This is a genomic window from Actinomadura sp. GTD37 (assembly GCF_041951365.1).
Taxonomy (GTDB): Bacteria; Actinomycetota; Actinomycetes; order Streptosporangiales; family Streptosporangiaceae; genus Spirillospora.
Genome location: NZ_JBGNUS010000009.1, coordinates 192,129 through 218,592, shown reverse-complemented (window position 1 = coordinate 218,592; position 26,464 = coordinate 192,129). Strand labels below are relative to the sequence as shown.

The 26,464-nt window shown below is 72.9% G+C and carries 27 protein-coding genes; 22 read left to right on the top strand and 5 right to left on the bottom strand.

Translation table 11 applies throughout. The features are described 5' to 3' along the window. Positions 1 to 60 precede the first annotated feature (60 nt). The 3 genes from ACA511_RS34710 to ACA511_RS34700 are packed head-to-tail and all read left to right on the top strand — an operon-like array spanning position 61 to position 2,489. Complete coding sequence (locus tag ACA511_RS34710) at positions 61 to 1,263, top strand: Tm-1-like ATP-binding domain-containing protein (protein WP_375028936.1); 1,203 nt, start codon at positions 61 to 63, stop codon at positions 1,261 to 1,263. Next, complete coding sequence (locus tag ACA511_RS34705) at positions 1,260 to 2,081, top strand: phosphoenolpyruvate hydrolase family protein (protein WP_375028935.1); 822 nt, start codon at positions 1,260 to 1,262, stop codon at positions 2,079 to 2,081. Before ACA511_RS34710 ends, ACA511_RS34705 begins: the two co-directional genes overlap by 4 nt. After that, the gene (locus tag ACA511_RS34700) at positions 2,082 to 2,489 is read left to right on the top strand and encodes a cupin domain-containing protein (protein ID WP_375028934.1); all 408 of its coding nucleotides are present in this window, start codon (positions 2,082 to 2,084) and stop codon (positions 2,487 to 2,489) included. Here the strand turns inward: ACA511_RS34700 and ACA511_RS34695 are convergent. Continuing rightward, a complete protein-coding gene (locus tag ACA511_RS34695) occupies positions 2,486 to 2,941 on the bottom strand; it encodes an ROK family protein (protein WP_375028933.1) in 456 nt (151 codons plus the stop codon). The two genes, ACA511_RS34700 and ACA511_RS34695, sit on opposite strands and share 4 nt — an antisense overlap. Positions 2,942 to 3,104: 163 nt before the next feature. Here ACA511_RS34695 and ACA511_RS34690 point away from each other — a divergent pair, with 163 nt between their 5' ends. Continuing rightward, complete coding sequence (locus tag ACA511_RS34690) at positions 3,105 to 3,695, top strand: hypothetical protein (RefSeq protein WP_375028932.1); 591 nt, start codon at positions 3,105 to 3,107, stop codon at positions 3,693 to 3,695. On the opposite strand, the gene ACA511_RS34685 is transcribed toward ACA511_RS34690, so the two are convergent. Beyond that, on the bottom strand, positions 3,673 to 4,068 hold the full coding sequence (locus tag ACA511_RS34685) for a YchJ family protein (RefSeq protein WP_375028931.1): 396 nt from the start codon (positions 4,066 to 4,068) through the stop codon (positions 3,673 to 3,675). The genes ACA511_RS34690 and ACA511_RS34685 overlap by 23 nt on opposite strands. Positions 4,069 to 4,228: 160 nt before the next feature. On the opposite strand from ACA511_RS34685, the gene ACA511_RS34680 reads away from it, so the two are divergent. The 9 genes from ACA511_RS34680 to ACA511_RS34640 all read left to right on the top strand — a co-directional run bounded on the left by ACA511_RS34680 (position 4,229) and on the right by ACA511_RS34640 (position 11,982). Then, positions 4,229 to 4,405 (top strand): hypothetical protein, encoded by a 177-nt coding sequence (locus ACA511_RS34680; protein ID WP_375028930.1) that lies wholly within the window; start codon positions 4,229 to 4,231, stop codon positions 4,403 to 4,405. Beyond that, positions 4,402 to 4,491, top strand: coding sequence for a potassium-transporting ATPase subunit F (locus tag ACA511_RS34675; protein WP_375028929.1), 90 nt, complete (start codon positions 4,402 to 4,404; stop codon positions 4,489 to 4,491). Before ACA511_RS34680 ends, ACA511_RS34675 begins: the two co-directional genes overlap by 4 nt. Continuing rightward, positions 4,492 to 6,156, top strand: coding sequence for a potassium-transporting ATPase subunit KdpA (kdpA, locus tag ACA511_RS34670; RefSeq protein ID WP_375028928.1), 1,665 nt, complete (start codon positions 4,492 to 4,494; stop codon positions 6,154 to 6,156). Next, positions 6,153 to 8,285 carry a potassium-transporting ATPase subunit KdpB gene (kdpB, locus tag ACA511_RS34665; protein WP_375028927.1) on the top strand — a complete coding sequence of 711 codons (2,133 nt, stop codon included), beginning with the start codon at positions 6,153 to 6,155 and terminating at the stop codon, positions 8,283 to 8,285. The genes kdpA and kdpB overlap by 4 nt, the downstream gene beginning before the upstream one ends. Before the next feature lies 1 nt (position 8,286). Continuing rightward, positions 8,287 to 9,195: a potassium-transporting ATPase subunit C gene (locus ACA511_RS34660; protein ID WP_375028926.1), complete on the top strand. Its 909-nt coding sequence runs from the start codon at positions 8,287 to 8,289 to the stop codon at positions 9,193 to 9,195. Between the two features lie 334 nt (positions 9,196 to 9,529). Continuing rightward, complete coding sequence (locus ACA511_RS34655; protein WP_375028925.1) at positions 9,530 to 10,855, top strand: hypothetical protein; 1,326 nt, start codon at positions 9,530 to 9,532, stop codon at positions 10,853 to 10,855. Beyond that, entirely contained in the window at positions 10,842 to 11,288 is a 447-nt protein-coding gene (locus tag ACA511_RS34650; RefSeq protein ID WP_375028924.1) for a hypothetical protein, read from the top strand. Before ACA511_RS34655 ends, ACA511_RS34650 begins: the two co-directional genes overlap by 14 nt. After that, a complete protein-coding gene (locus ACA511_RS34645; RefSeq protein WP_375028923.1) occupies positions 11,288 to 11,782 on the top strand; it encodes a hypothetical protein in 495 nt (164 codons plus the stop codon). Before ACA511_RS34650 ends, ACA511_RS34645 begins: the two co-directional genes overlap by 1 nt. A gap of 35 nt (positions 11,783 to 11,817) precedes the next feature. Beyond that, positions 11,818 to 11,982 carry a DUF397 domain-containing protein gene (locus tag ACA511_RS34640; RefSeq protein ID WP_375028922.1) on the top strand — a complete coding sequence of 55 codons (165 nt, stop codon included), beginning with the start codon at positions 11,818 to 11,820 and terminating at the stop codon, positions 11,980 to 11,982. Between the two features lie 59 nt (positions 11,983 to 12,041). On the opposite strand, the gene ACA511_RS34635 is transcribed toward ACA511_RS34640, so the two are convergent. Together ACA511_RS34635 and ACA511_RS34630 are read right to left on the bottom strand one after the other, a co-directional pair. Further along, a complete protein-coding gene (locus tag ACA511_RS34635; protein ID WP_375028921.1) occupies positions 12,042 to 12,707 on the bottom strand; it encodes a response regulator in 666 nt (221 codons plus the stop codon). Next, complete coding sequence (locus tag ACA511_RS34630; protein WP_375028920.1) at positions 12,704 to 15,220, bottom strand: DUF4118 domain-containing protein; 2,517 nt, start codon at positions 15,218 to 15,220, stop codon at positions 12,704 to 12,706. The genes ACA511_RS34635 and ACA511_RS34630 overlap by 4 nt, the downstream gene beginning before the upstream one ends. Before the next feature lie 183 nt (positions 15,221 to 15,403). On the opposite strand from ACA511_RS34630, the gene pabB reads away from it, so the two are divergent. Then, complete coding sequence (pabB, locus tag ACA511_RS34625) at positions 15,404 to 17,476, top strand: aminodeoxychorismate synthase component I (RefSeq protein ID WP_375028919.1); 2,073 nt, start codon at positions 15,404 to 15,406, stop codon at positions 17,474 to 17,476. 74 nt (positions 17,477 to 17,550) lie between these two features. On the opposite strand, the gene ACA511_RS34620 is transcribed toward pabB, so the two are convergent. Then, positions 17,551 to 18,939 (bottom strand): glycoside hydrolase family 16 protein, encoded by a 1,389-nt coding sequence (locus tag ACA511_RS34620; protein ID WP_375028918.1) that lies wholly within the window; start codon positions 18,937 to 18,939, stop codon positions 17,551 to 17,553. A 282-nt stretch (positions 18,940 to 19,221) separates the two neighbouring features. Between ACA511_RS34620 and ACA511_RS34615 the strand changes: the two genes are divergently transcribed. The 8 genes from ACA511_RS34615 (at position 19,222) to ACA511_RS34580 (ending at position 26,442) form a co-directional block, all read left to right on the top strand. Beyond that, complete coding sequence (locus tag ACA511_RS34615; protein ID WP_375028917.1) at positions 19,222 to 20,214, top strand: LacI family DNA-binding transcriptional regulator; 993 nt, start codon at positions 19,222 to 19,224, stop codon at positions 20,212 to 20,214. 158 nt (positions 20,215 to 20,372) lie between these two features. Further along, complete coding sequence (locus ACA511_RS34610; protein WP_375028916.1) at positions 20,373 to 21,158, top strand: 2-keto-4-pentenoate hydratase; 786 nt, start codon at positions 20,373 to 20,375, stop codon at positions 21,156 to 21,158. A gap of 41 nt (positions 21,159 to 21,199) precedes the next feature. Further along, complete coding sequence (locus tag ACA511_RS34605; protein WP_375028915.1) at positions 21,200 to 22,195, top strand: ABC transporter substrate-binding protein; 996 nt, start codon at positions 21,200 to 21,202, stop codon at positions 22,193 to 22,195. Between the two features lies 1 nt (position 22,196). Next, complete coding sequence (locus ACA511_RS34600) at positions 22,197 to 23,069, top strand: ABC transporter permease (RefSeq protein WP_375028914.1); 873 nt, start codon at positions 22,197 to 22,199, stop codon at positions 23,067 to 23,069. Next, on the top strand, positions 23,066 to 23,854 hold the full coding sequence (locus tag ACA511_RS34595) for an ABC transporter permease (RefSeq protein WP_375028913.1): 789 nt from the start codon (positions 23,066 to 23,068) through the stop codon (positions 23,852 to 23,854). Before ACA511_RS34600 ends, ACA511_RS34595 begins: the two co-directional genes overlap by 4 nt. Continuing rightward, positions 23,851 to 24,705 carry an ABC transporter ATP-binding protein gene (locus tag ACA511_RS34590; protein WP_375028912.1) on the top strand — a complete coding sequence of 285 codons (855 nt, stop codon included), beginning with the start codon at positions 23,851 to 23,853 and terminating at the stop codon, positions 24,703 to 24,705. The genes ACA511_RS34595 and ACA511_RS34590 overlap by 4 nt, the downstream gene beginning before the upstream one ends. Beyond that, the gene (locus ACA511_RS34585) at positions 24,702 to 25,601 is read left to right on the top strand and encodes a creatininase family protein (protein ID WP_375028911.1); all 900 of its coding nucleotides are present in this window, start codon (positions 24,702 to 24,704) and stop codon (positions 25,599 to 25,601) included. Before ACA511_RS34590 ends, ACA511_RS34585 begins: the two co-directional genes overlap by 4 nt. Continuing rightward, positions 25,594 to 26,442: a hypothetical protein gene (locus ACA511_RS34580; RefSeq protein ID WP_375028910.1), complete on the top strand. Its 849-nt coding sequence runs from the start codon at positions 25,594 to 25,596 to the stop codon at positions 26,440 to 26,442. Before ACA511_RS34585 ends, ACA511_RS34580 begins: the two co-directional genes overlap by 8 nt. Positions 26,443 to 26,464: the final 22 nt, after the last annotated feature.

Below are 26,464 nucleotides of genomic sequence, written 5' to 3'. Positions count from 1 at the left end.
AGGACTACGAAGATCGATCGGCCTCGGTTCGCGGGCCCGCCGGGCGGGAAGTGATCGTTCATGGCGATTGTGGTTCTGGTGGGGACGCTCGATACCAAGGGGGACGAGTACGCGTGGCTCCGTGACCGCGTGCGGGAACTCGGGTGCGACGTCGTCCTCGTGGACGCCGGGGTCGGGCGATCCGGCGGCGCGCCGGACGTCTCGGCCGAGGAGGTCGCGCGGGCCGGGGGCGCCTCCCTCCAGGCACTGCGGGACGCGGGCGATCGCGGGGCCGCCGTCACCGCGATGGGCGAGGGCGCGGCGGCCGTCCTCGCCGGACTGGAGCGCATCGACGCCGTCCTCGCGGTCGGCGGCAGCGGCGGGTCGTCCATCGCGGCCCGTGCCGTGCGCGACCTGCCCATCGGGCTGCCCAAGGTGATCGTCTCCACGATGGCGTCCGGGGACGTCGCGCCCTACGTGGGCGCCAAGGACGTGACGCTGACCTACAGCGTCGTCGACATCGCGGGCCTGAACCGCGTGTCGCGGCTCATCCTCGGGAACGCCGCGGGCGCGGCCGCCGGGATGGCGAAGGCCCATGAGGAGGCCCGGTCCGCGGTCGCGGACGAGCGGCCGCTCGTCGCGGCGTCCATGTTCGGCGTGACCACGCCCGCGGTGGACGCGGCCCGGGAGCGGCTGGACGAGCTGGGCTACGAGGTGCTCGTCTTCCACGCGACCGGCGCGGGCGGGCGGGCGCTGGAGGGGCTCGTGGAGAGCGGGCTGATCGCGGGCGTGCTCGACCTGACCACCACCGAACTGGCGGACGACCTGGTGGGCGGCGTCCTGTCCGCCGGGCCCGAGCGGCTCACGGCGGCGGGCCGGCTGGGCGTCCCGCAGGTCGTGGCCCCCGGTGCCCTGGACATGGTCAACTTCGGGCCGCGGGAGACCGTCCCGCAGCGGTTCGAGGGGCGGAACCTGTACGTCCACAACCCGACCGTGACGCTGATGCGGACGACCCGGGACGAGATGGCCGAGCTGGGGCGGCGGATCGCCGCGAAGCTCCGCGCCGCCACCGGGCCGACCGCGCTGTTCCTGCCGCTCGGCGGCGTGTCGGCCCTGGACGCGCCGGGCATGCCGTTCCACGACCCGGACGCGGACGCGGCGTGCTTCGCGGCGCTGGAGGGCGCCGCGGAGACGGAGAGGCTCGACATGAACATCAACGATCCGGCGTTCGGCCGCGCGATGGCCGACCGCCTGCACCGGATGATCTCGGGGGAGTCGCGGTGAACCGTGAGACCGTGCTGTTCCGGCTGCGGAACGCCGTCGCGGAGGGCAAGCCGATCATCGGCGCGGGCGCGGGCACGGGGCTGTCCGCCAAGTGCGCGGAGGCCGGCGGCGTCGATCTGATCATCATCTACAACTCGGGCCGGTACCGGATGGCGGGGCGCGGCTCGCTGGCCGGGCTGCTGCCCTACGGGGACGCCAACCAGATCGTGGTGGAGATGGCGTCCGAGGTGCTGCCGGTGGTGAAGGAGACGCCCGTCCTGGCGGGAGTGTGCGGCACCGACCCGTTCCGGGTGATGCCCGTCTTCCTCGACCAGCTGAAGGCCATGGGGTTCGCGGGAGTGCAGAACTTCCCGACCGTCGGGCTCTACGACGGGGTCTTCCGGCAGAACATCGAAGAGACCGGCATGGGGTACGGCCTCGAAGTCGAGATGGTGCGGCTCGCGCATCAGCGCGGGCTCGTCACCGCCCCGTACGTGTTCGACGAGGACCAGGCCCGCGCGATGGCGGAGGCGGGTGCGGACGTCCTCGTCCCGCACGTCGGGCTCACCACGAAGGGCAGCATCGGCGCGGGCACCGCGCTGACGCTGGACGAGGCGGTCGAGCGGGTGCAGGCCATGCGGGACGCCGCGTTCGCCGCCCGCCCGGACATCATCGTCCTGTGCCACGGCGGGCCCATAGCCGAACCCGACGACGCCGCCTACGTGCTCTCGCGGACGGAGGGCGTCGTCGGCTTCTTCGGGGCCTCCTCGGTCGAGCGGCTGCCGACCGAGCAGGCCATCACGCGGCAGGTGGCGGCCTTCAAGAACCTGGAGCTCTGAATGCTGGTCAATCCCGGTGACGTGACGACCATGACCTTCGACTGGGGGTCCATCAAATGGTTCGTCACCCCGTCGAGCGTCGAGGGCGCGAGCAGCACGCTGGGGGAGGTGATCGTCAATCCGGGCAAGGGGCACGCGCGGCACAACCACCCGGGCGCCGAGGAGGTCATCTACGTGATCTCCGGTGAGGCGACGCAGATGGTGGACGACGGGGAGCCGTTCCCGATCCGCGAGGGCGACGCCGTCCACATCCCGAAGGGCGCCTGGCATTCCACGCACAACGCGACGTGGCGTCCGCTCCGCCTCATCGTGACGTACACGCCGGGCGGCGAGGAGAAGTCCCTCGAAGGCGCCCCGGACTTCTGCGTCCACGAGGCCGGGGCCGTGCCGGAGTGGCGCCGGGCCTAGGCGCGCGACCAGGCGTCCAGGCCCTCTTCGGTGAGGAGGACGTCGAAGGCGGCGTCGGCGGCGCCGGTGAGAGGGCCGCGGGGCCCGAGCGTCGACGGGCGGACGGGCGGCGGCGCGGCCCGCCGGTAGCGCATCAGGCCGGACGTGTAACCGGCGGCGAGGGCGTCCGGCGCGGTCGCGGCCAGGTCGACGGCGAGGCCCGACAGCGTGACGGCGTCCGGATCCAGGGCGTTGACCAGCGCGCCCATGCCCCGGCCGAGGGCGCGGGCGGCGCGGGCGACGGCCTCGCGCGCCTGCGGGGCGGGCGAGGCGATGATCTCCTCCGCGGCCGTGCGCGGGTCGCGGGGCGGCGGACGGCGGAGCGCGCGGGCCATGGCGCGGCCGTCGACCTCCAGGTCCCAGCAGCCGCGGGCGCCGCACGGGCAGTCGAGCGCGGGGTCGCCGAACGGCATGTGGCCGAACGTCGCGCCACCCCATGCCGGACGCCTGGACGACCGTCGTCCCGCTGACCGTCCCCGCCACGCAGGCGGACACCGCGCGCAGCCGCCGTCCGTAGCGGGCCCGGAGCGCCGCGACCCGTCCGGCCAGCGGGCCGCGGACGTCCGGCGAGCCGGTGTGGCGGCCGTCGGCCTCCGCCAGGACGCCGCCGCCCAGTTCGACGGCCGCGACCCGCCATCCCTCATGGCTGATGTCGGCCACGCACACGAGCGGGCCCTCCGGATGGGCGGTGAGCGCGGGCGAGGGTCGGCCGCGTCCGCCGGTGCGGGCCGGGGCGTCCTCGTCGATCAGCCGGGCCGCCTTGAGCCGCCCCTGGTCTTCTGGGGCGCGGACTTCCTCGGCGACGTGAAGGGGCTCGGCTCGGGAGCCGCGGCCACGCTGTCGGCCGCGTTCGTGCTGGGCATGGCCGCCGGGCGGGCCGCGTCCGCGCCGATCGTCCGCGCCGCGGGGCGGCCCGACCGCCTGCTCGCCGCGGCCGCGCTCGCCGGCGTCGCCGGGTTCGCGATCCTGTGGGCGTCGCCCGCCCCGCTCGCCGTCGCCGGCCTGCTGGTCGCCGGGCTCGGCGTGGCGATCGGCGTGGCGCCGCTCGTCCTCGGGACGCTCGCCGACCTCACCGCCCTCCGCGCCGCCGTCTTCGTCGCGCCCGGCCTGCTGCCGGCGCTGCTCGTCCGGTGCGGCGGACGGCTCAGGCCCGCGGCGGGCCGATGATCCTGCCCCGGACGTAGACCCAGTCGCCGTCCCGCCGGACGAACCGGCTGACCTCGTGCAGTTCCCCGGGCTCGGCGCCGGTCAGGAAATGGGCGCGGAACTCCACGACGCCCTTCTCGTCGCCGGGGCCGCCGTCCTCCTCCCGGAGGATCTCAAGACGCGTCCAGCGCGTGCCGTCCTCGAAACCGATCCGTTCCGGACGCGTCGCCGGATGCCACGTCCGCAGCAGATGGGCCTCGTCCCCGACGGCGAACGCGCTGAACCGCGACCGCATCAGCTCCCCGGCCGTCGCGGCCGTGCCCTCACCCCGGTGCAACCTGCCGCAGCAGTCCCGGTACGGGGAGCCGGAACCGCACGGACATCTCTTCGCCACAGGAGAATTGTGCCCTGCGGAGCCGCGTGCCGGATCCCGCCGGACGGCGCCGTCGCGTACCCGCTGTTCAACGAGGGGTATCCCGCCGCCTCACCTGAACCTGAACGCCCCGGCGTCAGCGCGGCGTCAGGATCGGCGGCGGCGGTGTCAATATCGCGTAGTGAACGACACTGCGACGGAAATCTATCCATATCGTCGGATTCGTCCGGCCGAACACGTGCGCGCGCCGGGGAATTCGATGGGGATGCCGATCGTGGACGACCTGGTCTTCGTGCTGCTGACAGTGGCGGTGTTCGCCCTGCTCGGCCTGCTGGTGAAGGGCGTGGAAAAGCTGTGACCGCGGAGAACGCCGTAGGGCTCGCGCTCGCGGCGGTCCTGATTCTGTTCCTGGTCGCCGCACTGTTGTTTCCGGAGCGTTTCTGAATGGGTACCACTTTCGCGGGGATCCTTTTCATCGGAACCCTGATATTCGCCCTGGCCGTGGTCTACCGGCCGCTCGGCGATTACATGTACCGCGTTTACCGCCGTCCCGGGCACAGCCGGGCCGAACGCGCGGTGTACCGGCTCGTCGGCGCCGACCCGGACGGGGAGCAGACGTGGGGCGCGTACGCCCGCAGCGTCCTCGCCTTCTCCGCGGCCGGCGTCCTGTTCCTCTACGGGCTGCAGCGGCTGCAGAACCACCTGCTGCTCAGCCTCGGATTCGGCCCGGTCAAGCCGGACCAGGCGTGGAACACCGCCGTCAGCTTCGTCACCAACACCAACTGGCAGTCGTACTCCGGCGAGGCGACGATGGGCCATCTGGTGCAGATGGCGGGGCTCGCGGTGCAGAACTTCGTGTCCGCCGCCGTGGGCATGTGCGTCGCGGTCGCGCTGATCCGCGGATTCGCGCGCAGGAGGACCGGCGACCTCGGCAACTTCTGGGTCGACCTGACCCGGACCTGCCTGCGCGTCCTGCTGCCCATCGCCTTCGCCGGCGCGGTCGTCCTCATCGCGGGCGGGCTCGTCCAGAACTTCGGCGGCGGCCACCTGGCCGAGACGATCACCGGGACGCGGCAGCAGATCCCCGGCGGCCCCGTGGCGAGCCAGGAGGCCATCAAGGAACTCGGCACCAACGGCGGCGGATTCTACAACGCCAACTCCGCGCACCCGTTCGAGAACGCCGCCACCTGGACGAACTGGCTGGAGATCTTCCTGATCCTGCTGATCCCGGTCGCGCTGTGCCGGACGTTCGGCCGGCTGGTCGGCCAGAACCGGCAGGGTTACGCGATCCTCGCCGTGATGGGCACCATCGCCCTCGTCAGCGTCTCCCTGGTCAACGCCTTCCAGCTCATGCACCACGGCACGGTGCCGACCGCCGCCGGAGCGTCCATGGAGGGCGTGGAGGCGCGGTTCGGCGTCGCGAACTCGGCGACGTTCGCGGGCGCCACCACGCTGACGTCCACCGGCGCCGTCGACTCGTTCCACGACTCCTACACGAGCCTCGGCGGCATGATGACGATGCTGAACATGATGCTGGGCGAGGTCGCGCCCGGCGGCACCGGCTCCGGCCTGTACGGGATGCTCGTCCTCGCCGTCATCACCGTGTTCGTCGCCGGGCTGATGGTCGGCCGGACCCCCGAGTACCTCGGCAAGAAGATCGGCCCCCGCGAGATCAAGTTCGCCGCGATGTACTTCCTGGCGACGCCGCTGCTGGTGCTGACCGGGACGGCGGTCGCGATGGCCACCCCGGACGGGCGCGCCGGCATGCTCAACGCCGGCCCGCACGGCTTCAGCGAGGTGCTGTACGCGTTCACCTCGGCGTCCAACAACAACGGCTCGGCGTTCGCCGGGCTGACGGTGAACACCGTCTTCTACGACACGGCGCTCGGCCTCTGCATGGCGTTCGGCCGCTTCCTGCCGATCGTGTTCGTCCTGGCGCTGGCCGGGTCGCTCGCGCGGCAGGGCGCCGTCCCCGAGTCGGCCGGGACGCTGCCGACCCACCGTCCGCAGTTCGTCGGGATGGTCGTCGGCGTGACCGTCGTCCTGGTCGCGCTGACCTTCCTGCCCGCGCTCGCGCTCGGCCCGCTCGCCGAAGGGATCCGCTCATGACCACGCAGACGATCGAACCGGCCCCGCCGCGTCCGGCGGAACGCGGGCCCGGCGGCGGGCTGCTCGACCCCGGCCGGCTGCTCAGGTCGCTGCCGGACGCGTTCCGCAAGCTCGACCCGCGCACGCTCTGGCGCAACCCCGTCATGTTCATCGTCGAGATCGGCGCGGTGTGGACGACCGTCCTCGCGGCGCTCGACCCGTCCGCGTTCGGCTGGCTGATCGTCGCGTGGCTCTGGCTCACCGTCCTCTTCGCGAACATGGCGGAGGCGGTCGCGGAGGGACGCGGCAAGGCCCAGGCGGACTCGCTGCGCAAGGCCAGGACCGGCGTCGTCGCCCGCCGCCTCACCGGCCGGGCGGACGCCCCCGAGGAGCAGGTCCCCGCACCGGAACTGCGCCTCGGCGACCGCGTCGTCGTCGAGGCCGGGGACGTCGTCCCGGGCGACGGCGACGTGGTGGAGGGCATCGCCAGCGTGGACGAGTCGGCGATCACCGGCGAGTCCGCCCCGGTGATCCGCGAGTCCGGCGGCGACCGGTCCGCGGTGACCGGCGGGACGCGGGTGCTGTCCGACCGGATCGTCGTCGAGATCACCCAGGAGCCGGGCCGGTCGTTCGTCGACCGGATGATCGCGCTCGTGGAGGGCGCGAGCCGGCAGAAGACGCCCAACGAGATCGCGCTCAACATCCTGCTCGCCGCGCTCACCATCGTGTTCCTGCTGGCGGTCGCGACGCTCCAGCCGATGGCGATCTACGCGAAGGACGTCAACCCGGGCGTCCCCGACGGCCCGGCCCTCGGCGGGGACGGCGTGACCGGCATCGTCCTCGTGTCGCTGCTGGTCTGCCTGATCCCGACCACGATCGGGGCGCTGCTGTCCGCGATCGGGATCGCGGGCATGGACCGGCTCGTCCAGCGCAACGTCCTCGCGATGAGCGGGCGCGCCGTCGAGGCGGCCGGGGACGTCGGCACGCTGCTGCTCGACAAGACCGGCACGATCACGCTCGGCAACCGGCAGGCGGCCGGCTTCGTCCCGGTCGCCGGAGTGGCGGAGGACGAGCTGGCCGACGCCGCGCAGCTGTCCAGCCTCGCCGACGAGACGCCGGAGGGACGCTCGGTCGTCGTGTTCGCCAAGCAGCGGTACGGCCTGCGGGAGCGGACGCCCGGCGAGCTGGCCCACGCCACCTGGGTGCCGTTCAGCGCGCAGACCCGGATGAGCGGCGCCGACCTCGACGGCCCGCGCCGCATGCTGCGCAAGGGCGCGGCGGGCGCGGTCGCCGAATGGGTGCGCGAGCACGGCGGCGACGTCCCGTCCGACCTGGCCGGGATCGTGGACGGCATCTCCGCGTCGGGCGGCACCCCGCTCGTCGTGGGGGAGCGGTCGGACGGCGCCGCGCGCGTCCTCGGCGTCGTCCACCTGAAGGACGTCGTGAAGGACGGCATGCGGGAGCGGTTCGACGAGATGCGCCGGATGGGCATCCGCACCGTGATGATCACCGGCGACAACCCGCGCACCGCCCAGGCCATCGCCGACGAGGCGGGGGTGGACGACTTCCTCGCCGAGGCCCGCCCCGAGGACAAGCTCGCGCTGATCAAGCGGGAGCAGGAGGGCGGCCGGCTCGTCGCGATGACCGGGGACGGCACCAACGACGCGCCCGCGCTCGCGCAGGCCGACGTCGGCGTCGCGATGAACACCGGCACGTCCGCCGCCAAGGAGGCGGGGAACATGGTCGACCTCGACTCCGACCCGACCAAGCTCATCGAGATCGTGGAGATCGGCAAGCAGCTGCTGATCACGCGCGGCGCGCTGACGACGTTCTCCATCGCCAACGACGTCGCCAAGTACTTCGCGATCATCCCGGCGCTGTTCGCGGGCCTGTACCCGGGGCTCGACGCGCTGAACGTCATGCGGCTGCACAGCCCGCAGTCGGCGATCCTGGCCGCGGTCGTCTTCAACGCGCTGGTGATCGTCGCGCTGATCCCGCTGGCGCTGCGCGGGGTGTCCTACCGGCCGGGCGGCGCGTCCCGGCTGCTGTCGCGCAACCTCGGCGTGTACGGGCTGGGCGGCCTCGTCGCCCCGTTCCTCGGCATCAAGATCATCGACCTGCTCGTCCAGTTCCTTCCGGGGGTGTCCTGACATGAGGTTTCCCGCTTGGCTCCGGGTGCATCTGGCCGCCGTGCGAGCGCTGCTCGTGCTGACCGCGGTGCTCGGCGTCGCCTACCCGCTGGCCGTCTTCGCCGCCGGGCGGCTGCCCGGCCTGGACGGCCACGCCGACGGCTCGCTCGTCACGTCCAGCGGCCGGACGGTCGGCAGCGAGCTGATCGGCCAGTCGTTCACCGGCGCGGACGGCGAACCGCTGGGACGCTACTTCCAGAGCCGTCCGTCCGCCGGCGACTACGATCCGGCCGCGTCCGGGGCGAGCAACCTCGGCCCGGAGGACGTCGTCGACACCCTGCCCGATCCCGCGCTGGCCGCGGCCGGCGAGGAGGACGAGAACGCCGCCCAGAGCCTCCTCACCCAGGTCTGCGAGCGCAGCAAGGCGGTCGGCGAGTTCAACGGGGTGAGCGGGGCGCGCCCGTTCTGCACGCCCGGCGGCGCCGGCGCGGTACTGGCCGTCTTCGGACACCGCACCCCGGACGGGACGGTCCCGCATCCGACCCGCGTCGTCAGCGTGAACGAGGCGCAGGGCGCGGTGAAGGCGCCGTTCGTCGCGTCCTACAAGGGCGTCAAGGTTGACCTGGCCCGCTTCGGCGAGGACTACGCGAAGGGCCTGATCGTCCCCGTCCGGGGCGACGCGCCGGCCGACCCCGCCGTCCCGCCCGACGCGGTCACCGCGAGCGGCAGCGGCCTCGACCCGCACATCTCCCCGGCCTACGCCGACCTCCAGGTCACCCGGGTCGCCGAGACGCGCGGCGTCCCGGCCGCGCGGGTCGAGCGGCTCGTCCAGCAGAACACGACCGGACGCGCCCTCGGCTTCATGGGCGAGCCGACCGTGAACGTGTTGAAGCTCAACCTCGCCCTGGACCGCGCGTACCCCTCCCGTTAGGGCCGGTGGCAGTGGCCCATCCCCGGTTCCGTGACCAGGCGCCGGGGGTGGGCCTGCCGGGGCGACGCATCACTTGATTGCCGACCGCCGGATTCAGCGCCCCTCCCAGAGCAAGCACTTCTTGAGGACGAATCGCGGGCCTTGCCTCCCACTCGGAAGCCGAAACGCAGGAACGGCAATTGCACGTCCGATTTCCGCACGTGCAAAGTCCGCACGTGCACGGTTACATAGGGTCCGGTTGCGCCCTGGACGTCGGCCCCGCGCGTCATGGGACATGACCCGCGAACCGTTGCCATGAACCGGTTCGCGCCCCTCGTGGAAAGGGCCTGCCAGCGTGGGCGTGGAGGACAACGGCGGGACCGGCCCCCGCACCGAGACCACGGACAGGCCGAAGTCCGGGGACCGCCCCTACACCCCACCGCCCGACAACCCCGGATCACCCGGCCAGCCGTCCCGCCTGGAAAGCCGTGCCCGCGCCCGCCAAGCCCAGGAACAGAACACCCCCGCCACCAGCGGCGCCCAAAGCGCAGCCGGACCCCGTGACACCAAGCCCGGCTCATCGCAGGCCGGAACCGAGAGCACGGGGACCCAAGGCAGACCGGACACCGGGCAGAGCGGCCCGCAGAACGCGGACCCGCGTTCACGCGACACCGGCGCCCGAACCGGCGGACCCTCTCCGGGCAGCCGCGACCGTCCTCAAACCCAGGGCACCGAACGGGAGACCGACACCCGCACCGAGCCGGCAGACAAGCCCGCTCCCCCCGCACAGCCGTACACCCTGCCGGCCGACAACCCCGGATCACCCGGCCAGCCGTCCCGCCTGGAAAGCCGCGCCCGCGCCCGCCAAGCCCAGGAACAGAACACCCCCGCCACCGCCCCGGAGACCGGCGACACCGACGACGGCCCAGCGTCCTCGCCCGAAGCAGCGGAACCGGGCGACCCACAGCCCATTTCCGAACAGCAACCCCTGTCCGAAGAGACCGCCGAGAATCACGGGACGCAAGAACCTCGCGCCGAAGCCGATGGCGACCGTGGTAAGAAAGCCGAGGACGACGGCACCGAGCAGGACCTGAACGAGACAAATGAGACCAACCCGGAGGCCCACGCCAATCCCATTCTTTCCGACGTGTACACCGACGGCAGCGGCCAAGTACACGTCGAAGCCCGGTATGGACGAGAGCAGACGGCCCGGCCCGGCACCGAGTCGGCACGGAACGAACCCGAAACGACAGAACCCGCGGAACTCCCGACCCGCGAAGACCTCGACCCCGCGGGAGCCCAAGCCGGCGACGCCGGCCGCGGCGAACCCCGCGACCCCGACGACGACCCCGCTTCCCGCGACTATCAGGAGAGCGACCCCGACAGTCCATCTCCCGGGCGAGACAGCCTCCGCAGGTTCCTCAACACTGCAAGTGACGCGAAGGATGCGACGAACACATACTCAGAAACAGCTCAGAAGAACCTGGAGCGCGTGCAGCCAACAGGTCAGCTAAGTAGTGCGCGTCCCGAAAACGATCAAATGAGGTCGTCCGATCAGAGCGCCAATGTTGGTGATGCAGTGGTCGGGGCTGTCGGAGCGGCGATCGTCGTAACTGAGGTCGTCCGCTCCATCGTCAATCTTGCACGGCAAGCAAGAGGGAGAGAACATGCCGATAACTGATGAGCAGGTAGCGGTACTCCGCGCCCAACTGACCGGGAACCGCGAGGAGCACCTTAGGTTGATGGGGCAACTCGATTCCAACGAAGCCAACGTTTCCTACACGGCGTTGGTCGCCGCGGCCTTCATCGAGGCAGCCGAGCGACGCTTCATTGAAGACGGCAAAGTCGCCGACGATGCAGAGGTCATCGACTTCGTTGCCAAGGTGCGCGAGACGAACGACGAATCTTCCCGGCTGATAAAGCCGCAGATCGCGGAGAGTATGATACTCGATTTGCTCGGCAAAGGTGCCATGGTCGACGCTGATCCAGACACGAGGTTCGGCCATCAGACCGTCCTTCTCGCGGCGATGGTGGGCGAGGAGCGGTTCACCTCAACCGAACTCGACGCATTTCTGCACAATGCTCGATCGCTTGCGGACGAGTTGCTCGGGTAATGGATTATTCGGCTGTCCGTATTGGTGAGGAGAACATCCTGGCGTTGCGGGCCTTTCTGCTGGAGGGGCCGGAGGCGTGGGTGGCCCTGGAAGAGAAGATCCAGGCGGATGATGAGACGGCGGCCGGGTACATGTCGCTGCTCTACGGGGCGTTCTGTGTCGCGGTGCGGCGGAGGTTCTCGCCGAGGTACACGGTGGGCGAGGTCGTCAGGCTCGTGGCGGACGTGCGGATCAGGGCGGAAGAGGACGCGGGGCTGGTCAACGCGCTCGTGGCCGAGGACATGATCCGCCGTGTCGTCGGTGCGCCTCCGCTCGAAGACGGCGGGCCGGATGACGTACGGGCCGTGCTGTACGCCGAGGTCTTCGTCCTGCTGTACCTCGTCGGTGAAGCGGACTTCGATGGGGCGGGGCTGGAGCAGTTCATCGACGAGGCGACCGCCTACACCAGGCAGTGGCTTGCCGCACGCCGGAACGAGCCGGCCGAGCAGCGCTAGGCGCGGCGGCGCGACTTCTAGACAGGATCGTCTACATGGCCAAGAACCACTCTGGCTGGCGCGAATCCGTTCGCGGCAACCCCGATGGCCACTGTGTCGAAGTGGGCCGGGCGTCCGATGGCACGATCGGCGTCCGGGACGCCAAGCTGTACGGCACTGGCCCGAACCTTCTGCACGGGCTTCGCACGCGAAATCGCTGACCCCGACATCGTCGGTGAGCTGGGATTCTTGGCGGTCGGGGCCAGGGTGGCGTTGAGCGTTAGGGCTGGTAGCGGTAGCCCATGCCCGGTTCCGTCAGCAGGTGCCGGGGGTGGGACGGGTCGCTCTCCAGCTTGCGCCGCAGTTGAGCCATGTACTGGCGCAGGTAGTGGGTCTCGCTCTTGTACGCCGGGCCCCACACCGTCGCGAGGAGCTGCTGCTGCGCGACGAGCTTGCCGGGATTGCGCAGCAGAACCTCCAGCAGCCGCCATTCGGTCGGCGTCAGGTGCACGCCGCCCGACACCGTCTTGGCGGCCAGATCGATCGTCCGCTCGCCCACCCGGACCGGCGCGACCGGCTCGCTGGGCGAGGTCCGGCGCGACACGGCACGGATGCGGGCCACCAGTTCCTCGATGTCGAACGGCTTGGTGACGTAGTCGTCGGCGCCCGCCTCCAGCGCCTCGACCTTGTCGTGGCTGCCCGCCCGGCCCGACAGGACGACGATCGGGACCTCCGTCCAGCCGCGCAGCCCGTGGATGACCTCGATGCCCTCCAGGTCGGGCAGGCCCAGGTCGAGGACGACGAGGTCGGGATGCCACGAACCGGCCCGGCGCAGCGCGGTGGTGCCGTCGGCGGCGACCTCCACCTCGTAGTCGCGGGCGCGCAGGTTGATCCGCAGCGCCCGCAGCAGCTGGGGTTCGTCGTCGACGACGAGGACGCGCGTCATGGCGTCTCCTTCCGGTGCACGGGCAGTGAGACGATCATCGTGAGGCCGCCGCCCGGAGTGTCCTCGGGGATCAGCTCCCCGCCCATCGCCTCCGTCAGCCCGCGGGCCAGCGCCAGCCCGAGCCCGACGCCGGTGTGGTTGTCGCGGTCGCCGAGCCGCTGGAACGGCAGGAACGCCCGCTGCCGCTCGCCCGGCGGGATGCCGGGGCCGCGGTCGGCGATCCGCAGCTCCACCCGGTCCCGGATCGCGCCCGCCGTGATCAGCACGGGCCCGCCGGACGGGGCGTGCCGCAGCGCGTTGCCGATGAGGTTGACGAGGACCCGCTCCAGCAGGGCCGGGTCGGCGGCGACCTCGGGCAGGTCGGTGCCGAGCCGCACCGACACCTCGCCGCCGGGGTCGTCGCCGCCGAGATCGTCGAGGGCGCGCGGCACGACCTCGTCCAGGGCCAGCGGCCGGGCGGCGATGCCGAGCACGCCGGCCTGGAGCCGGCTCATGTCGAGCAGGTTGGCGACCAGCCGGTCGAGCCGGTCCAGGGAGAGCCGCGCGGTGTCGAGCAGTTCGGCGCGCTCCTCGTCCGTCCAGGCGATCGACGTGCCGGTCAGGCTGTCCACCGCGGCCTTCGCCGAGGCCAGCGGGGTGCGCAGGTCATGGCTGACGGCGTTCAGCAGGGCCGTCCGCATCTTGTCGGCGGCCTCCAGCGGGCGCGCCCGCTCCGCCTCCGCGCGCAGCCGCTGCTGCCGCAGCGCGCCCGCCGCCTGCACCGCGAACGCCTCCAGGACGCGCCGGTCCCCGGCCGGCATCGGACGGCCCCGGATCGCCAGCGTCAGATCGTCCCCGACCGGGATCTCGGCGTCGCCGTCGCCGGGCGCGCCGCACGGCCGGCCGCCGACGGTCGCGACGATCCGCCAGTCGTCCTCCTCCGCCGGACGCTCCAGCAGCGTGACCGAGGTGAGCCCGAACGTCTCCCGCAGCCGCCCGAGCACCGCGTCCAGCGCGTGCTCGCCGCGCAGGACGTCCCCCGCCAGCGTCGACAGGACCTCCGCCTCCGCGCCCAGCCGCGCCGCCTCCCGGGAGCGGCGCGCGGCACGGTCCACCACGACGCTCACCCCCATCCCGACCAGCACGAACACCGCCAGCGCCAGCAGGTTCTCCTCCGCGGCGACGGTGAAGCGGTGCACGGGCGGGGTGAAGAACCAGTTCAGCAGCAGGAACCCGAAGACGGCCGTGAACAGCGCCGCCCGCATCCCGCCGACGAGCGCGATCGCGACCACCGCCGCCAGGAAGAACAGGATGTCGGACGGCAGCGAGATCGCCGGGCGCGCCTCCAGCAGCCCGAACGTCAGCAGCGGCAGCCCCGCCAGCGCCAGCAGGAACCCGCCGAGCCGGCGGCTCACCGACAGGCCCTGCTCCCGGCCCGGACGCCCCACCCCGCGCCGCGCCTGGTCGTGCGTGACCATGTGCACGTCGATCGAGCCGGACCGCGCCGTCGTGGTCACCCCGATGCCGGGCCGCAGCAGCTGCGCGAACCGTCCCCGCCGCGACACCCCGAGGACCAGCTGCGTCGCGTTCACGCCGCGCGCGAAGTCCAGCAGGGCCCGCGGGACGTCGTCGCCGACGACCTGGTGGTAGGTGCCGCCGAGGCCCTCCACGATCTGCCGCTGCCGCGCCAGGTCGCCCGGCCGGGCCCCGGCGAGGCCGTCGCCGCGCGCGACGTGCACGGCGAGCAGGTCCGCGCCCTTCGACCGGGCCGCGATGCGGGTGGCGCGGCGCAGCAGCGCGGCGCCCTCCGGGCCGCCGGTCAGCGCGACCACGATCCGCTCGCGCGCCTCCCACGTCCCGCCGATGCCGTGGTCGGCGCGGTACCGGTCGAGCTGGTCGTCGACCTTGCCGGCGAGCCACAGCAGCGCCAGCTCCCGCAGCGCGGTCAGGTTGCCGACCCGGAAGTAGTTGGACAGGGCCGCGTCGACCTTCTCGGGCCGGTAGACGTTGCCGTGCGCCATCCGCCGCCGCAGCGCCTCCGGGGCCATGTCGACCAGCTCCACCTGGTCGGCGCGGCGGACCACCTCGTCCGGCACGGTCTCCCGCTGCGGCACCCCGGTGATCTGCTCGACGACGTCGTTGACCGACTCCAGATGCTGGACGTTCACCGTGGAGACCACGTCGATTCCGGCGTCCCGGATCTCCTCGACGTCCTGCCACCGCTTGGCGTGCCCGGCGCCGGGCGCGTTCGTGTGCGCCAGCTCGTCGACGAGCACGACCGCCGGGGCGCGTTCGATCACCGCGGCCACGTCCAGCTCGGTGAACTCGGCGCCGCGGTACGCGAGGGCCTTGCGCGGGACGATCTCCAGGCCGTCCAGCAGCGCCTCGGTGCGCGGCCGGTCGTGCGTCTCGACGTACCCGACGACCACGTCGGTGCCGCGCTCTGAGCGCCGCCGCGCCTCCGACAGCATCGCGTAGGTCTTGCCCACGCCCGGGGCCGCCCCCAGGTAGACGCGGAGCTGCCCCCTGGCCATACCCCCATCCTTTCCCAGCCGAAGACCCACCCTCCGGTGGGGGTTCGCCTGGGACTCAACGCCCGGAACGCACGTCGCTATCCCGTCTTGACGCATTCCATACGCCGCCGGACGGAGCAGGACGATCCGCGCGGTAGCGTTTCGGTCGGCGGAACAGGACCGCCCGTCCTCCAGTGAGCGCCCGTGCGAACCCTGATCATCGACAACTACGACTCGTTCACGCACAACCTCGTCCAGTACGTGGCGGAGGCGGGCGCGGAGCCCGTCGTCCTCCGCAACGACGAGGCGGAGTGGAGCCCCGGCCTGCTGCGCCCGTTCGACAACGTCGTCATCTCGCCGGGCCCGGGTTCGCCGGAGCACGCCGCGGACTTCGGGATCTGCGCGGCCGTGATCGAACACGCGCGGGTCCCGCTCCTCGGCGTGTGCCTCGGCCACCAGGGGATCTGCCACCACTTCGGGGGACGCGTCGTGCCCGCCCCCGAGGTCCGGCACGGGCTGCCGTCATGGGTGGAGCACACGGGCGACGACCTCTTCCAGGGCGTCCCGTCGCCGTTCGCGGCGGTGCGGTACCACTCGCTGGTCGTGGACGGCCTGCCGCCCGTGCTGGAACCCGTGGCGTGGACGTCCGACGGCGTCCTGATGGGCGTGCGGCACAGGCGGAGACCGATCTGGGGCGTCCAGTTCCACCCGGAATCGGTGTGCACCGAGCACGGCCGGCGCATCGTCGCGAACTTCCTGGCGCAGGCCGGACCGGTCACGGCGCCGCCGCGCCGCCGCGCGCCGCCCGTGCCGGAGGCGCGGTCCAAGCCGTTCAAGGTGATCGCGCGCCGGCTCCGGGCACCGGCCGTGGCCGAGGACGTCTTCGGCGCGCTGTTCGCCTCGTCCGAGCGGGCGTTCTGGCTGGACAGCAGCCGGACCGGCGAGCACGGCGGCCGGTTCTCCTTCATGGGGGACGCCGGCGGGCCGCTGGCGCGGTTCGCCGCGTTCGACGTGGCGGCCGGAGCCGTGACGGTCGAGTCGGCGAGCGGACGGACGCGGATCGACCGCGCGTCCTTCTTCGACTGGCTCGACGCCGACCTGCGCTCGCACGCGGCCGAGACCCCCGACCTGCCGTTCGGCTTCGCGCTCGGCTGGGTCGGCTACCTCGGCTACGAGCTCAAGGCCGAGACGGGCGGCGCGCGGGCGCACCGCTCCCCGCACCCCGACGCCGCCCTGGTCTTCGCCGACCGGGCGCTGGCGTTCGACCACCGCGACGGCGCGGTCCACCTGCTCGCCCTCTGCCCGGCCGGCGACGAGCGCGCCGCGCTGGCCTGGCTGGACGGCACGGAGTCCCGGTTGGCGGACCTCGCCGCGCCCGCACGGCCGCCCGGCCCGGTCGCCGCGCCGCCGGGGCTCGCGCTGCGGCACGACCGCCGGGCCTACCTCGGCAAGATCGCGGAGAGCCGCCGGGAGATCATCGCCGGGCAGACCTACGAGGTGTGCCTGACCAACATGCTCACCGGCGCGGTGCGCGCCGACCCGTGGGACCTCTACCGCAGGCTCCGGCGGAGCGACCCGGTGCCGTTCGGGGCGCTGCTGCGGTTCGGCGACCTGGCGGTGCTGAGCTCCTCGCCGGAGCGCTTCCTGCGCGTGTCGGCGGACGGGGAGGCCGAGTCCAAGCCGATCAAGGGCACCCGGCCGCGCTCGCCCGACCCGGCCCGGGACCGGCGGCTCCGCGCGGACCTGGCGTCCAGCGCCAAGGACCGCGCGGAGAACCTCATGATCGTCGATCTCGTCCGGCACGACCTCGGCGGCGTCGCCGAGACCGGGTCGGTCGCCGTCGACCCGATCTTCGAGGTGGAGAGCTACACGACCGTCCACCAGCTGGTCAGCACGGTCCGGGCGAGGCTCCGCCCGGACGTCTCGGCGGTGCGGTGCGTGCGGTCGGCGTTCCCCGGCGGCTCGATGACGGGCGCGCCGAAGATCCGCACCATGCGGATCATCGACCGCCTGGAGGAGGGGCCGCGCGGCGTGTACTCGGGCGCGCTCGGCTACTTCTCGCTGTCCGGGGCGGCCGACTTCAGCATCGTGATCCGCACCGCCGTGCTCTCGCCGGGGCGCGTCGAGTTCGGCATCGGCGGCGCGATCACCGCGCTGTCGGACCCGGCCGCCGAGTTCGAGGAGACCGCGGTCAAGGCGGCCCCGCTGCTGCGCCTCCTCGGCCTGCCCTTCCCCGGGGCGGCCCGCGCGGACGCGCCCGACCGCGTCCCCGGCTGAGCGTCGCCGGCGGGCGGGAGCGCGCCCTCCCGCCGCCGGCCCTCGGCGGGTCGGCGGCGGGTCGGCGGCGGTCGTCAGCCGGCGAACGTGAACCAGTTGAGGTTGACGAAGTCGGCGGGCTGGCCGCTGCTGAAGGTGATGTAGACGGTGTGGGCGCCGGTCACGCCCGTGATGTTGGCGGGGACCGTCCGCCAGCTCTGCCAGCCGCCCGTCCCGGCGATGGCGAAGCTGCCGAGCACCTGGCCCGTCGGGCTGTCCAGCCGGGCCTGCACCAGGCCGCTGACCCCGGCCGCCGCGCCCGACGCGACCCTCGCCTGGAACTGCGTCGCCGGGGCGCCGCCGAAGTCGACGTTGTCGTAGCGCAGCCAGTCGCCGTCGCCGATGTGGCCGACGTCCTGGCCGCCTCCGGCGTCGGTCGTGGCTTCGAGTTGCGTGCCCGACTGGGCCTGGCGGCTCTCCGCCTGGATGGTCGAGCGGGCGTCCACCGTGTCGCCCGTGGGCGGGGTGCCGGAGTCGCCGCTCTGCCAGACCGCGACGTAGTCGACGACCATCGGCCGTCCCGAGACGGTGTCCGCGGTGGGCGTGCCGTGCCCGGCGACGCCGTTGGGGAAGGCGCCGCCCATGGCCACGTTGAGCAGCAGGAAGTAGCCGCCGTGCCCGGTCATGTTCGCCCACGTCCCGGCGTCGAGCTGGCTCTGGCTGACGCTGTGGAACTGCTGGCCGTCCACGTACCAGCGCAGCTGGGCGGGGCTGACGCTGCGGTCCCACTCGAAGCGGTAGGTGTGCATGCCCGCCTGGCAGGACGTCCCCGGGCAGGCGCGGCTGGCGCCGATCCCGCTCGTCTCGTTGCACGCGCCGCCCGGGTTCGTCCCGCAGTGCAGGACGCCCCAGACCGAGTTGATCCCGTTGACGTTCTCCATGATGTCGAACTCGCCGATCGCCGGCCAGTTCTGGTAGTTGCCCCGGTACGGGGAGCCCAGCGCCCAGAACGCGGGCCAGTAGCCCAGGGCTTGGGCGCCCGTGACGTCGGGCATCTGGATCCGTCCCTCGATGCGCAGGACGCGGCCGTCCGCGGGCTTGAAGTCGGTGCGCCGGGTCTCGATGCGGGACGACGTCCACTCGCCCGAAGCGGTCCTGACCGGCGTGATCCGCAGGTTGCCGCCGCCGTCCAGGCTGACGTTGCCGGGGTCGGCGGTGTAGTTCTGGATCTCGCCGGTGCCCCAGTTGCCGGGGCCTCCCGGGTAGCCGTGGCCGGTGTCGATGATCCAGTTCGCCGCCGCGGGGGACTGCCCGGCCGCGCCGTCGAAGTCGTCGCTCCAGACCAGGCTCCAGCCCGACGGGGGCGGCGGGACGGACGCGCCGGCCGGCGGCGTCACCGTGGCGGCGATCACCGCCGGCAGCGCGGCGGCGAGCACGGCGAGGACGGATCTGCGCCAGAGCCTTGGACGTCTCGGTGGGGTCATGGCGGGGGGACCTCCAGAGTGGGGGCGGGAGCAAGCGCGGGGTGCCTGCCTCTGGTCGGCCTCAATGTCACCCGCCCGAACCGCTCCGTCAAGACCCAAGAGAGCGCTCTCTCGACTGCCCCGACCGGTCTTCCCGCTGACCAGCACCCATCGGTGCGCACCATGGCAGCGGCTGCCGGGAAATCGCTCTCTCGCCGCGTCCGGCCGCCCCGCCCGCCGGGGACGCGTGGCATTGTGTGCGGTGGCGTCGCATCCGGCGGCGGCGTCCGGTGGGGAGGCGGCATGAGACGTCCCACGCTGGAGGCCGTGGCGGCCAGGGCCGGAGTGTCCCGGGCCACGGTGTCGCGCGTGGTCAACGGCTCGGCCACCGTGAACCCGGAGATCCGCGCGGCCGTCCTGCGCGCCGTCGACGAACTCGGCTACATCCCCAACCCGGCGGCCCGCAGCCTGGTGACCCGGCGCACCGGATCGATCGGGCTGGTCGTCTCCGAGCCGCCCGCCCGGGTGTTCTCCGACGACCCGTTCTTCTCCCTGGTCGTCCGCACCGTGAGCCAGGAGCTGGAGGCCGCCGACAAGCAGGTCGTGCTCATGATGCCCTCCTCGCCGGCGGGGCAGAGCAGGGTCGAGCGGTACGTCGCGGGCCGGCACGTGGACGGCGTCATCCTGCTCTCCCAGCACGGCTCCGACCCCCTGCCCGCAGCTCTCCTGCGGACGGGCGTCCCCGTGGTGTCGCACGGCCGCCCAGTGTCCACGGCCAGGCCGCCGTACTGCGACGTCGACAACGTCGGGGGCGCGCGGGCCGCCGTGGAGCACCTCCTGGCCGGGGGGCGGCGGCGCATCGCCGCCATCACCGGCCCGCTCGACATGTCCGCGGGCCTGGACCGGCTGGCCGGCTACCGCGAGGTCCTCTCCGGCAACGGCCGCCGGTCCCTGGCCGCGATCGGGGACTTCACCCGCGAGTCGGGGGCGGACGCGATGCGCCAGCTCCTGGAGGACGACCCCGGCCTCGACGCGGTGTTCGCCGCGAGCGACCTGATGGCGTCCGGCGCCCTGCACGCGCTGCGGAGGGCGGGCCGCCGCGTCCCCGACGACGTCGCCGTCGTCGGCTTCGACGACATCGCCGGCGCCCGGTTCACCGACCCGCCGCTCACCACCGTCCGGCAGCCGATCGCCGAGGTGGCCCGCGCCATCGTCCGGATGCTGCTGACCGGTGCCGACGGCGGGGCCGATCCGGAGATCTTCCCTACCGAACTGATCGTCCGCGACTCCGCCTGAGCCCTGTCCGGCAGCGCGTGCGGCGCGCCGGGGAGCCCATCGCACGGTCGTGGAGCCCTCCTGCCTGGAAAAAGATGGTATCGATCTATTGAATATATTCATTAGGCCCCTTAAGTTGGTGCGCCATCAGGACGCGTCGCCGCCGAAGGGGTCAGGGCATGGCTGAATGGACCATCGACATCGCCGTCGCCGAGCTGCTGCGCCGCGAGCGCGACCGCGAGGACGGGGGCAAGGTCACCGAGCGGTGGCCGGACCTCGACCTCGGCACCGCCTACCGGATCCAGGACACCGTGCTGGACCGCAAGGTGCGCGCCGGGGAGGCCGTCGTCGGCGTGAAACTCGGCCTGACCTCGCGCGCCAAGCAGCGCCGCATGGGCGTCGACGTCCCGCTGACCGGCTGGCTCACCGACGCGATGACCCTGGCGCCCGGCGAGCCGGTGCGCGTCGGGGAACTCATCCACCCGCGCGCCGAACCGGAGATCGCGTTCGTCATGGGCGAGCGGCTGAGCGGCCCGGACGTGACGGCGGAGCAGGCGATGCGGGCGGTCGGGAGCGTGCACGCCGCGTTCGAGGTCATCGACAGCCGCTTCCGCGACTTCGACTTCGCCCTGCCCGACGTCGTCGCCGACAACGCGTCCTCAAGCCGGTTCGTCGTCTCCGACCGGCCCGTCGCCCCCGGCGGCCTGGACCTGGCGAACGAGAAATGCCGGCTGGACGTCGACGGGAGCACCGTCGACACCGCGACCGGCGCGGCCGTCCTCGGCCACCCCGGCAACGCCCTCGCGCTCGCCGCGAACGGCCTGGCCGAGCGCGGCCTCGCCATCGAGCCCGGCTGGATCGTGCTGACCGGCGGCCTCACCGACGCCCATCCACTGCGACCCGGCGGGACCGTCTCCGCCGAGTTCGCCTCACTCGGAGCCCTGTCCCTCACCGGAACCCAGTGACGACCTTGCCGCGCCTGGCGCGCCTCCTCCCAGGAGTACACATGTCCCTTCTCCATCGCGACCACCACGGTCGCCGCTCCGGCCGGCTCGCCGCGGGCGCGGCCGCCGCGGCGCTGGCCCTGACGGCCCTCAGCGGCTGCGGTTCCGGCTCCGCGGAGGTCTCCTCCGACGGCACGGCGGAGGTGAAGCTCGGCGTCATCCCGATCATCGACATCGCCCCGGTGAAGCTCGGCATCACCAAGGGCGTGTTCGCCCGCCACAAGCTGAAGGTCACCACGCAGGACGCGCAGGGCGGCGCCGCCATCGTGCCCGCCGTGGTCAGCGGCGACTTCCAGTTCGGCTACTCCAACATCGTCAGCCTGCTCGTCGCCCGGGAGAAGGGCGTCCCGGTGACGATGGTGTCGATCGGCGCCCGCGCGTCCGACGACCCGATGGACGACGGGTCCGGCCAGCTGATGACCCGCGACGCCGAGATCGCGAAGGTGGCCGACCTCAAGGGCAGGAAGATCGCGGTCAACACCCTCAAGGGCATCAACGAGGTCGCGGTCGCGTCCGTCCTCAAGAAGAACGGGCTGCAGCGCGGCGACGCCAAGCTGGTCGAGATGCCCATCCCGAACATGCCCGCGGCCCTGAAGAACGGGCAGGTGGACGCCGCGATGCTCAGCGAGCCGTTCATCACGGTCGCCGCGGGGCAGGGCGCGAAGCCGCTGCCGGTCAGCTACGCGGGCATGGGCGCGAACCTGCCGTTCGCGGGCTGGTTCGCGTCCAAGCAGTACGCGGCGCAGAACCCCGACGTCGTGAAGAGGTTCACCGCCGCGCTGAAGGAGTCCATGGCCTACGCCGAGGCCCATCCGGACGAGGCCCGGGAGGCGCTGAACGGCTACCTGAAGCTGGAGCCCGGCCTCAGCGGCAAGGTGACCCTGCCGGGCTGGAACCCGGAGGCGGGGAAAGCGGAGATCGCGCCGCTCGCGCAGCTCACCGTCGACGCCGGCCTCATCGGCGGCACCCGCCCGCTCGACGAGCTGCTCGACCGGTGACATGACCAGGACCATGCAGATGATCACGAACGGGCGGCGGCCCGCCCCGGCCGGACGGCCCGCGCCGGCCGCGGCCGGGCCGCGCCGCCGCCGGGGCGGCGGGTTCGTGCCCGACTGGCTCCTCGGCCCGATCGGCATCGCCGCCTTCGTCGTCCTGCTCGAAGCGGTGCCGAGGATCGGCGTCGTCTCGCCGGACGAGCTGCCCCCGTTCAGCGCCATCGTCCGCGCGCTGGCCGACGAGGCCGGCACCGGAGAGTTCTGGGGCGCGCTGCTCGACACGCTCCGCGGCTGGGGCTACGGGCTGGCCATCTCGCTCGCGGCCGGGCTCGGCCTCGGCCTGCTGATCGGCAGCGTGCCGTTCCTGCGCGAGGCCACCGCCTCGACCATCGAGTTCCTCCGCCCGATCCCGTCGGTCGCCCTCGTCCCGCTGGCCGTGCTGCTGTACGGCACGCGGCTCGGCTCCACGCTCATGCTGGTCGTGTACGCCGCGACCTGGCCCATCCTGCTCCAGGCCGTCCACGGGGTGCAGGACGTCGACCCGGTGGCGCGGGAGACCGCGGCCACCTTCCGGTTCTCCCGGTGGGCCCGGCTGCGGCACGTGGTCTGGCCGACCGCGCTGCCGTACCTGATGACCGGCGTGCGGCTCGCCGCCTCGGTGGCGCTGATCCTGGCCGTCGCGGGCGAGCTCATCATCGGCGCGCCGGGGCTCGGCAGCCAGATCGCGCTGGCCCAGGCGAGCAACGCCGTCCCCGAGATGTACGCGCTGATCCTCGTGACCGGCGCGCTCGGAGTCGGCGTGAACCTGCTCACCCGGGCGCTGGAGCGGCGCGTGCTGGCCTGGCACACCTCCGTCCGGACGGAGGTGCCGGCATGAGGACCGCCCTGCGCGGCGCCGTCCGCCTCGGCTACGTGCTCGGGCTCCCCGCGCTGCTGCTGGCGCTCTGGTGGGTGCTGACCGCGCAGAGCACGAGCTTCTACTTCCCCCCGCTGCGCACCATCCTGAGCGCCTTCGGCGAGACGTGGTTCTCCGGACGGATCGTCGACGACGTGCTGCCGAGCGTCCTGCGCCTGGCCGCCGGGTACCTCGGCGCCGTGGTGCTCGGCGTGGGCATCGGCGTCCTGCTCGGGTCCAGCCGCCGGACCAGGCTGCTGGCCGAGCCGGTGCTGGAGTTCTTCCGCGCGGTGCCGCCGCCGGTCCTGATCCCGGTGCTGATGCTGTTCACCGGCATCGGCGACACCATGAAGATCACCGTCATCGTGCTCGGCTCGCTGTGGCCGGTGCTGCTCAACACCGCCGAGGGCGTCCGCGCGATCGACGACGTGCTGGCCGACACCGCCCGCTCCTACGGGCTGACGGGCGCCGCCCGGGTGCGCCGCCTCGTCCTGCCGTCCGCCGCGCCGCAGATCGTCACCGGCATGCGGCAGGCGCTGTCGATCTCGATCATCCTCATGGTGATCAGCGAGATGTTCGCCAGTTCCAGCGGCCTCGGCTACACGATCGTCCAGTTCCAGCGCGGGTTCGAGGTCCCCGAGATGTGGAGCGGGATCCTGCTGCTCGGCCTCCTCGGGTTCGTGCTCTCGCTGCTGTTCGGACGGTTCGAGTCCCGCGTGCTCCGGTGGCACCGGGGGTGGCGCCAAGCCCAGAGAGGAAAGTCATGACCGGCACGGACATCGCGCCCCGCACCACGGCGGACGGCGCGCGCGGCCCCGCCCTGCTCGACGTGCGCGGGCTCCGCAAGACCTACCAGGCCGCCGACCGGACGGTGGAGGCGGTGCGCGACCTCACCTTCGGGATCGCCGCCGGCGAGCTCGCCTGCATCGTCGGGCCGTCCGGCGCCGGGAAGACCACCCTGCTGAAGTGCGTCGCCGGCCTGCTCGCGCCGAGCGGCGGCGAGGTGGTCCTGGAGGACCGCCCGGTGCACGGGCCGCCCGAGAACATGGCGGTCGTCTTCCAGGAGTACGGGCGCAGCCTGTTCCCGTGGATGAGCGTCCAGCAGAACATTGACCTGCCGCTGAAGCAGAAGAAGGTGCCGAAGCGGCGGCGCGCCGAACTGGTGGCGGACGCCCTGGAGGCCGTCGGCCTCGCCGACGCGGCGAACGCCTACCCGTGGCAGCTGTCCGGCGGGATGCAGCAGCGGGTGGCGATCGCCCGCGCCGTCGCCTACGAGCCGTCGGTGCTGCTCATGGACGAGCCGTTCGCCGCGGTGGACGCCCAGACCCGCGCGGAGCTGGAGGATCTCACCCGCGAGCTGTGGCGGCGGCTCGGCATGACGGTCCTGTTCGTCACCCACGACATCGAGGAGGCCGTCTACCTCGGGCAGCGCGTGCTGGTGCTGTCCGCCGCCCCCACGGTGATCATCGAGGACGTCGCGATCGACCTGCCCGCGGAACGGGAGCAGCTGGCGACGCGCTCCACCCCCCGGTTCGCCGAGCTGCGGGCGCGCGTCTACTCGCTCGTCCAGCAGGCGAAGACCTACCACGACGCCGACCCCGCGGAGCCCCGGCCGTGAGCGGCGTCTTCGCCCGCGGCGGCGATGCCCGCGGCGGCGATGCCCGCGGCGATGTCTTCGCGGGCACGCTCGCGGAGCTGACCTGGCACGAGGTCGACCGGGCCGCCAGGTCCGGGGCGGTCCTGCTCTGGGGCTTCGGCGTGATCGAGCAGCACGGCCCGCACCTGCCGACCGGAACCGACGTCTACCTGCCCGGCGCGCGGCTGCGCGGCGTCCGGGCGCTGCTGGCCGAACGCGGCGTGGAGGCGCTGATCGTCCCGCCCTACTACTGGGGCGTGAACGTCGTGTCGGGCGCCTTCCCCGCGTCCTACGGCGTGCGGCCCGAACTGATGCGCGAGGTCATGGCCGACCTCCTCGCCGGGATGGCGCGCGACGGCTTCCGGCACGTGTTCTGCTTCTCCGGCCACGGCGACGCGCTGCACAACCGCACCGTGTACGACGGCGTGCGGGCCGCGTCGGAACGCGCCCCCGTGGACGCGAGCTTCGTGACCGAACCCGCGCTGGCCCGCCGCATCGGCCTCGGCCTGGACGACCCGCACCTGACGCTCAGCGGGCCGGACGAGCCCCCGCCCGAAGGGCCGGTCGACGTCCACGCCGGACGGTGGGAGACGTCCCTGATGATGCACCTGCACCCGGGACTGGTGCGCGAGGACGTCCGCGCACGGCTGGAGCCCAGCGGCCTCGGGCCGAGCGAGCTGGCCGTCTGGCGCAAGGGGTTCGCCGACGCCCGCCGCGTCACCCCCGACGGCTATTTCGGCGACCCGGCCGCGGCCGGCGCCGATGAAGGACACCGCATCCAGGCGGCCTCCGTCGAGCAGGCCGCCGACGCCATCGCGCTCCGCCTGCGGCGCGCGGCGTCGTCCCACCCCCACGAAGGACGGAGGAACCATGGCTGAGATCAGCGTCGCCATGGCCGTGAGCCACGCTCCCGGCCTCACCGGCTGGTTCGACAAGGCGCCCGAGGCCGACCAGAAGACGGTCCTCGCCGCCTACGCCGAGATCCACGACGCCATCGTCGAGACCCGCACCGACGTGCTCCTGGTCATCGCCAACGACCACATCGCGAACGGATTCGTCAGCGACTACAACGACTTCACCTTCGGGCTGGCCGAACGGCACAGCGGCCCCGACGAGTGGTTCAAGCCGTGGCTGCGCGTCCCCGACTACGAGCTCCCCGGACGCCCGGACGTCGGCGAGGTCCTGTACGAGAGCGTCAAGGACTGCGCCCCGCGCGTCCGCGCCGTCCGCGAGAACCTGCGCTACGACGACAACCTCTCCGTCCCGACCACCATGGCCGGCCTCGTCTCGACGGGCGTCGCGGTCGTCCCCGTGCTGCAGAACTGCACGGTCCCGCCCGTCCCGGACGAGAAGGTCTGCTACGGGCTCGGCGCGACGCTCGGCGAGGCCGTCAGGACCCGCCTCCCGGACGGGCTGCGCGTCGGGCTGCTCGGCTCCGGCGGCCTGTCCCACGAGCCGGGCGGGCCCCGCTACCTGGAGATCGACGAGAAGTTCGACCGCTGGTGGATGGACCTGCTGGTGGAGGGCGACCACGAGCGGATCCTCGCCGACGTCACGTTCGAGCGCATGGAGGAGGCCGGCTCCGGCGGCACCTCCGAACTGCTGTCCTGGATGGTCGTGATGGGCGCGATCGGCCCCCGCCCGTGCGAGGCCCTCGGCTACGCCGCCGTCGACCAGTGGCGCTGCGGCTTCGGCGCCGTCCGCTGGGACCTGTCATGACCCCGCCGACCGGAGGAACGGA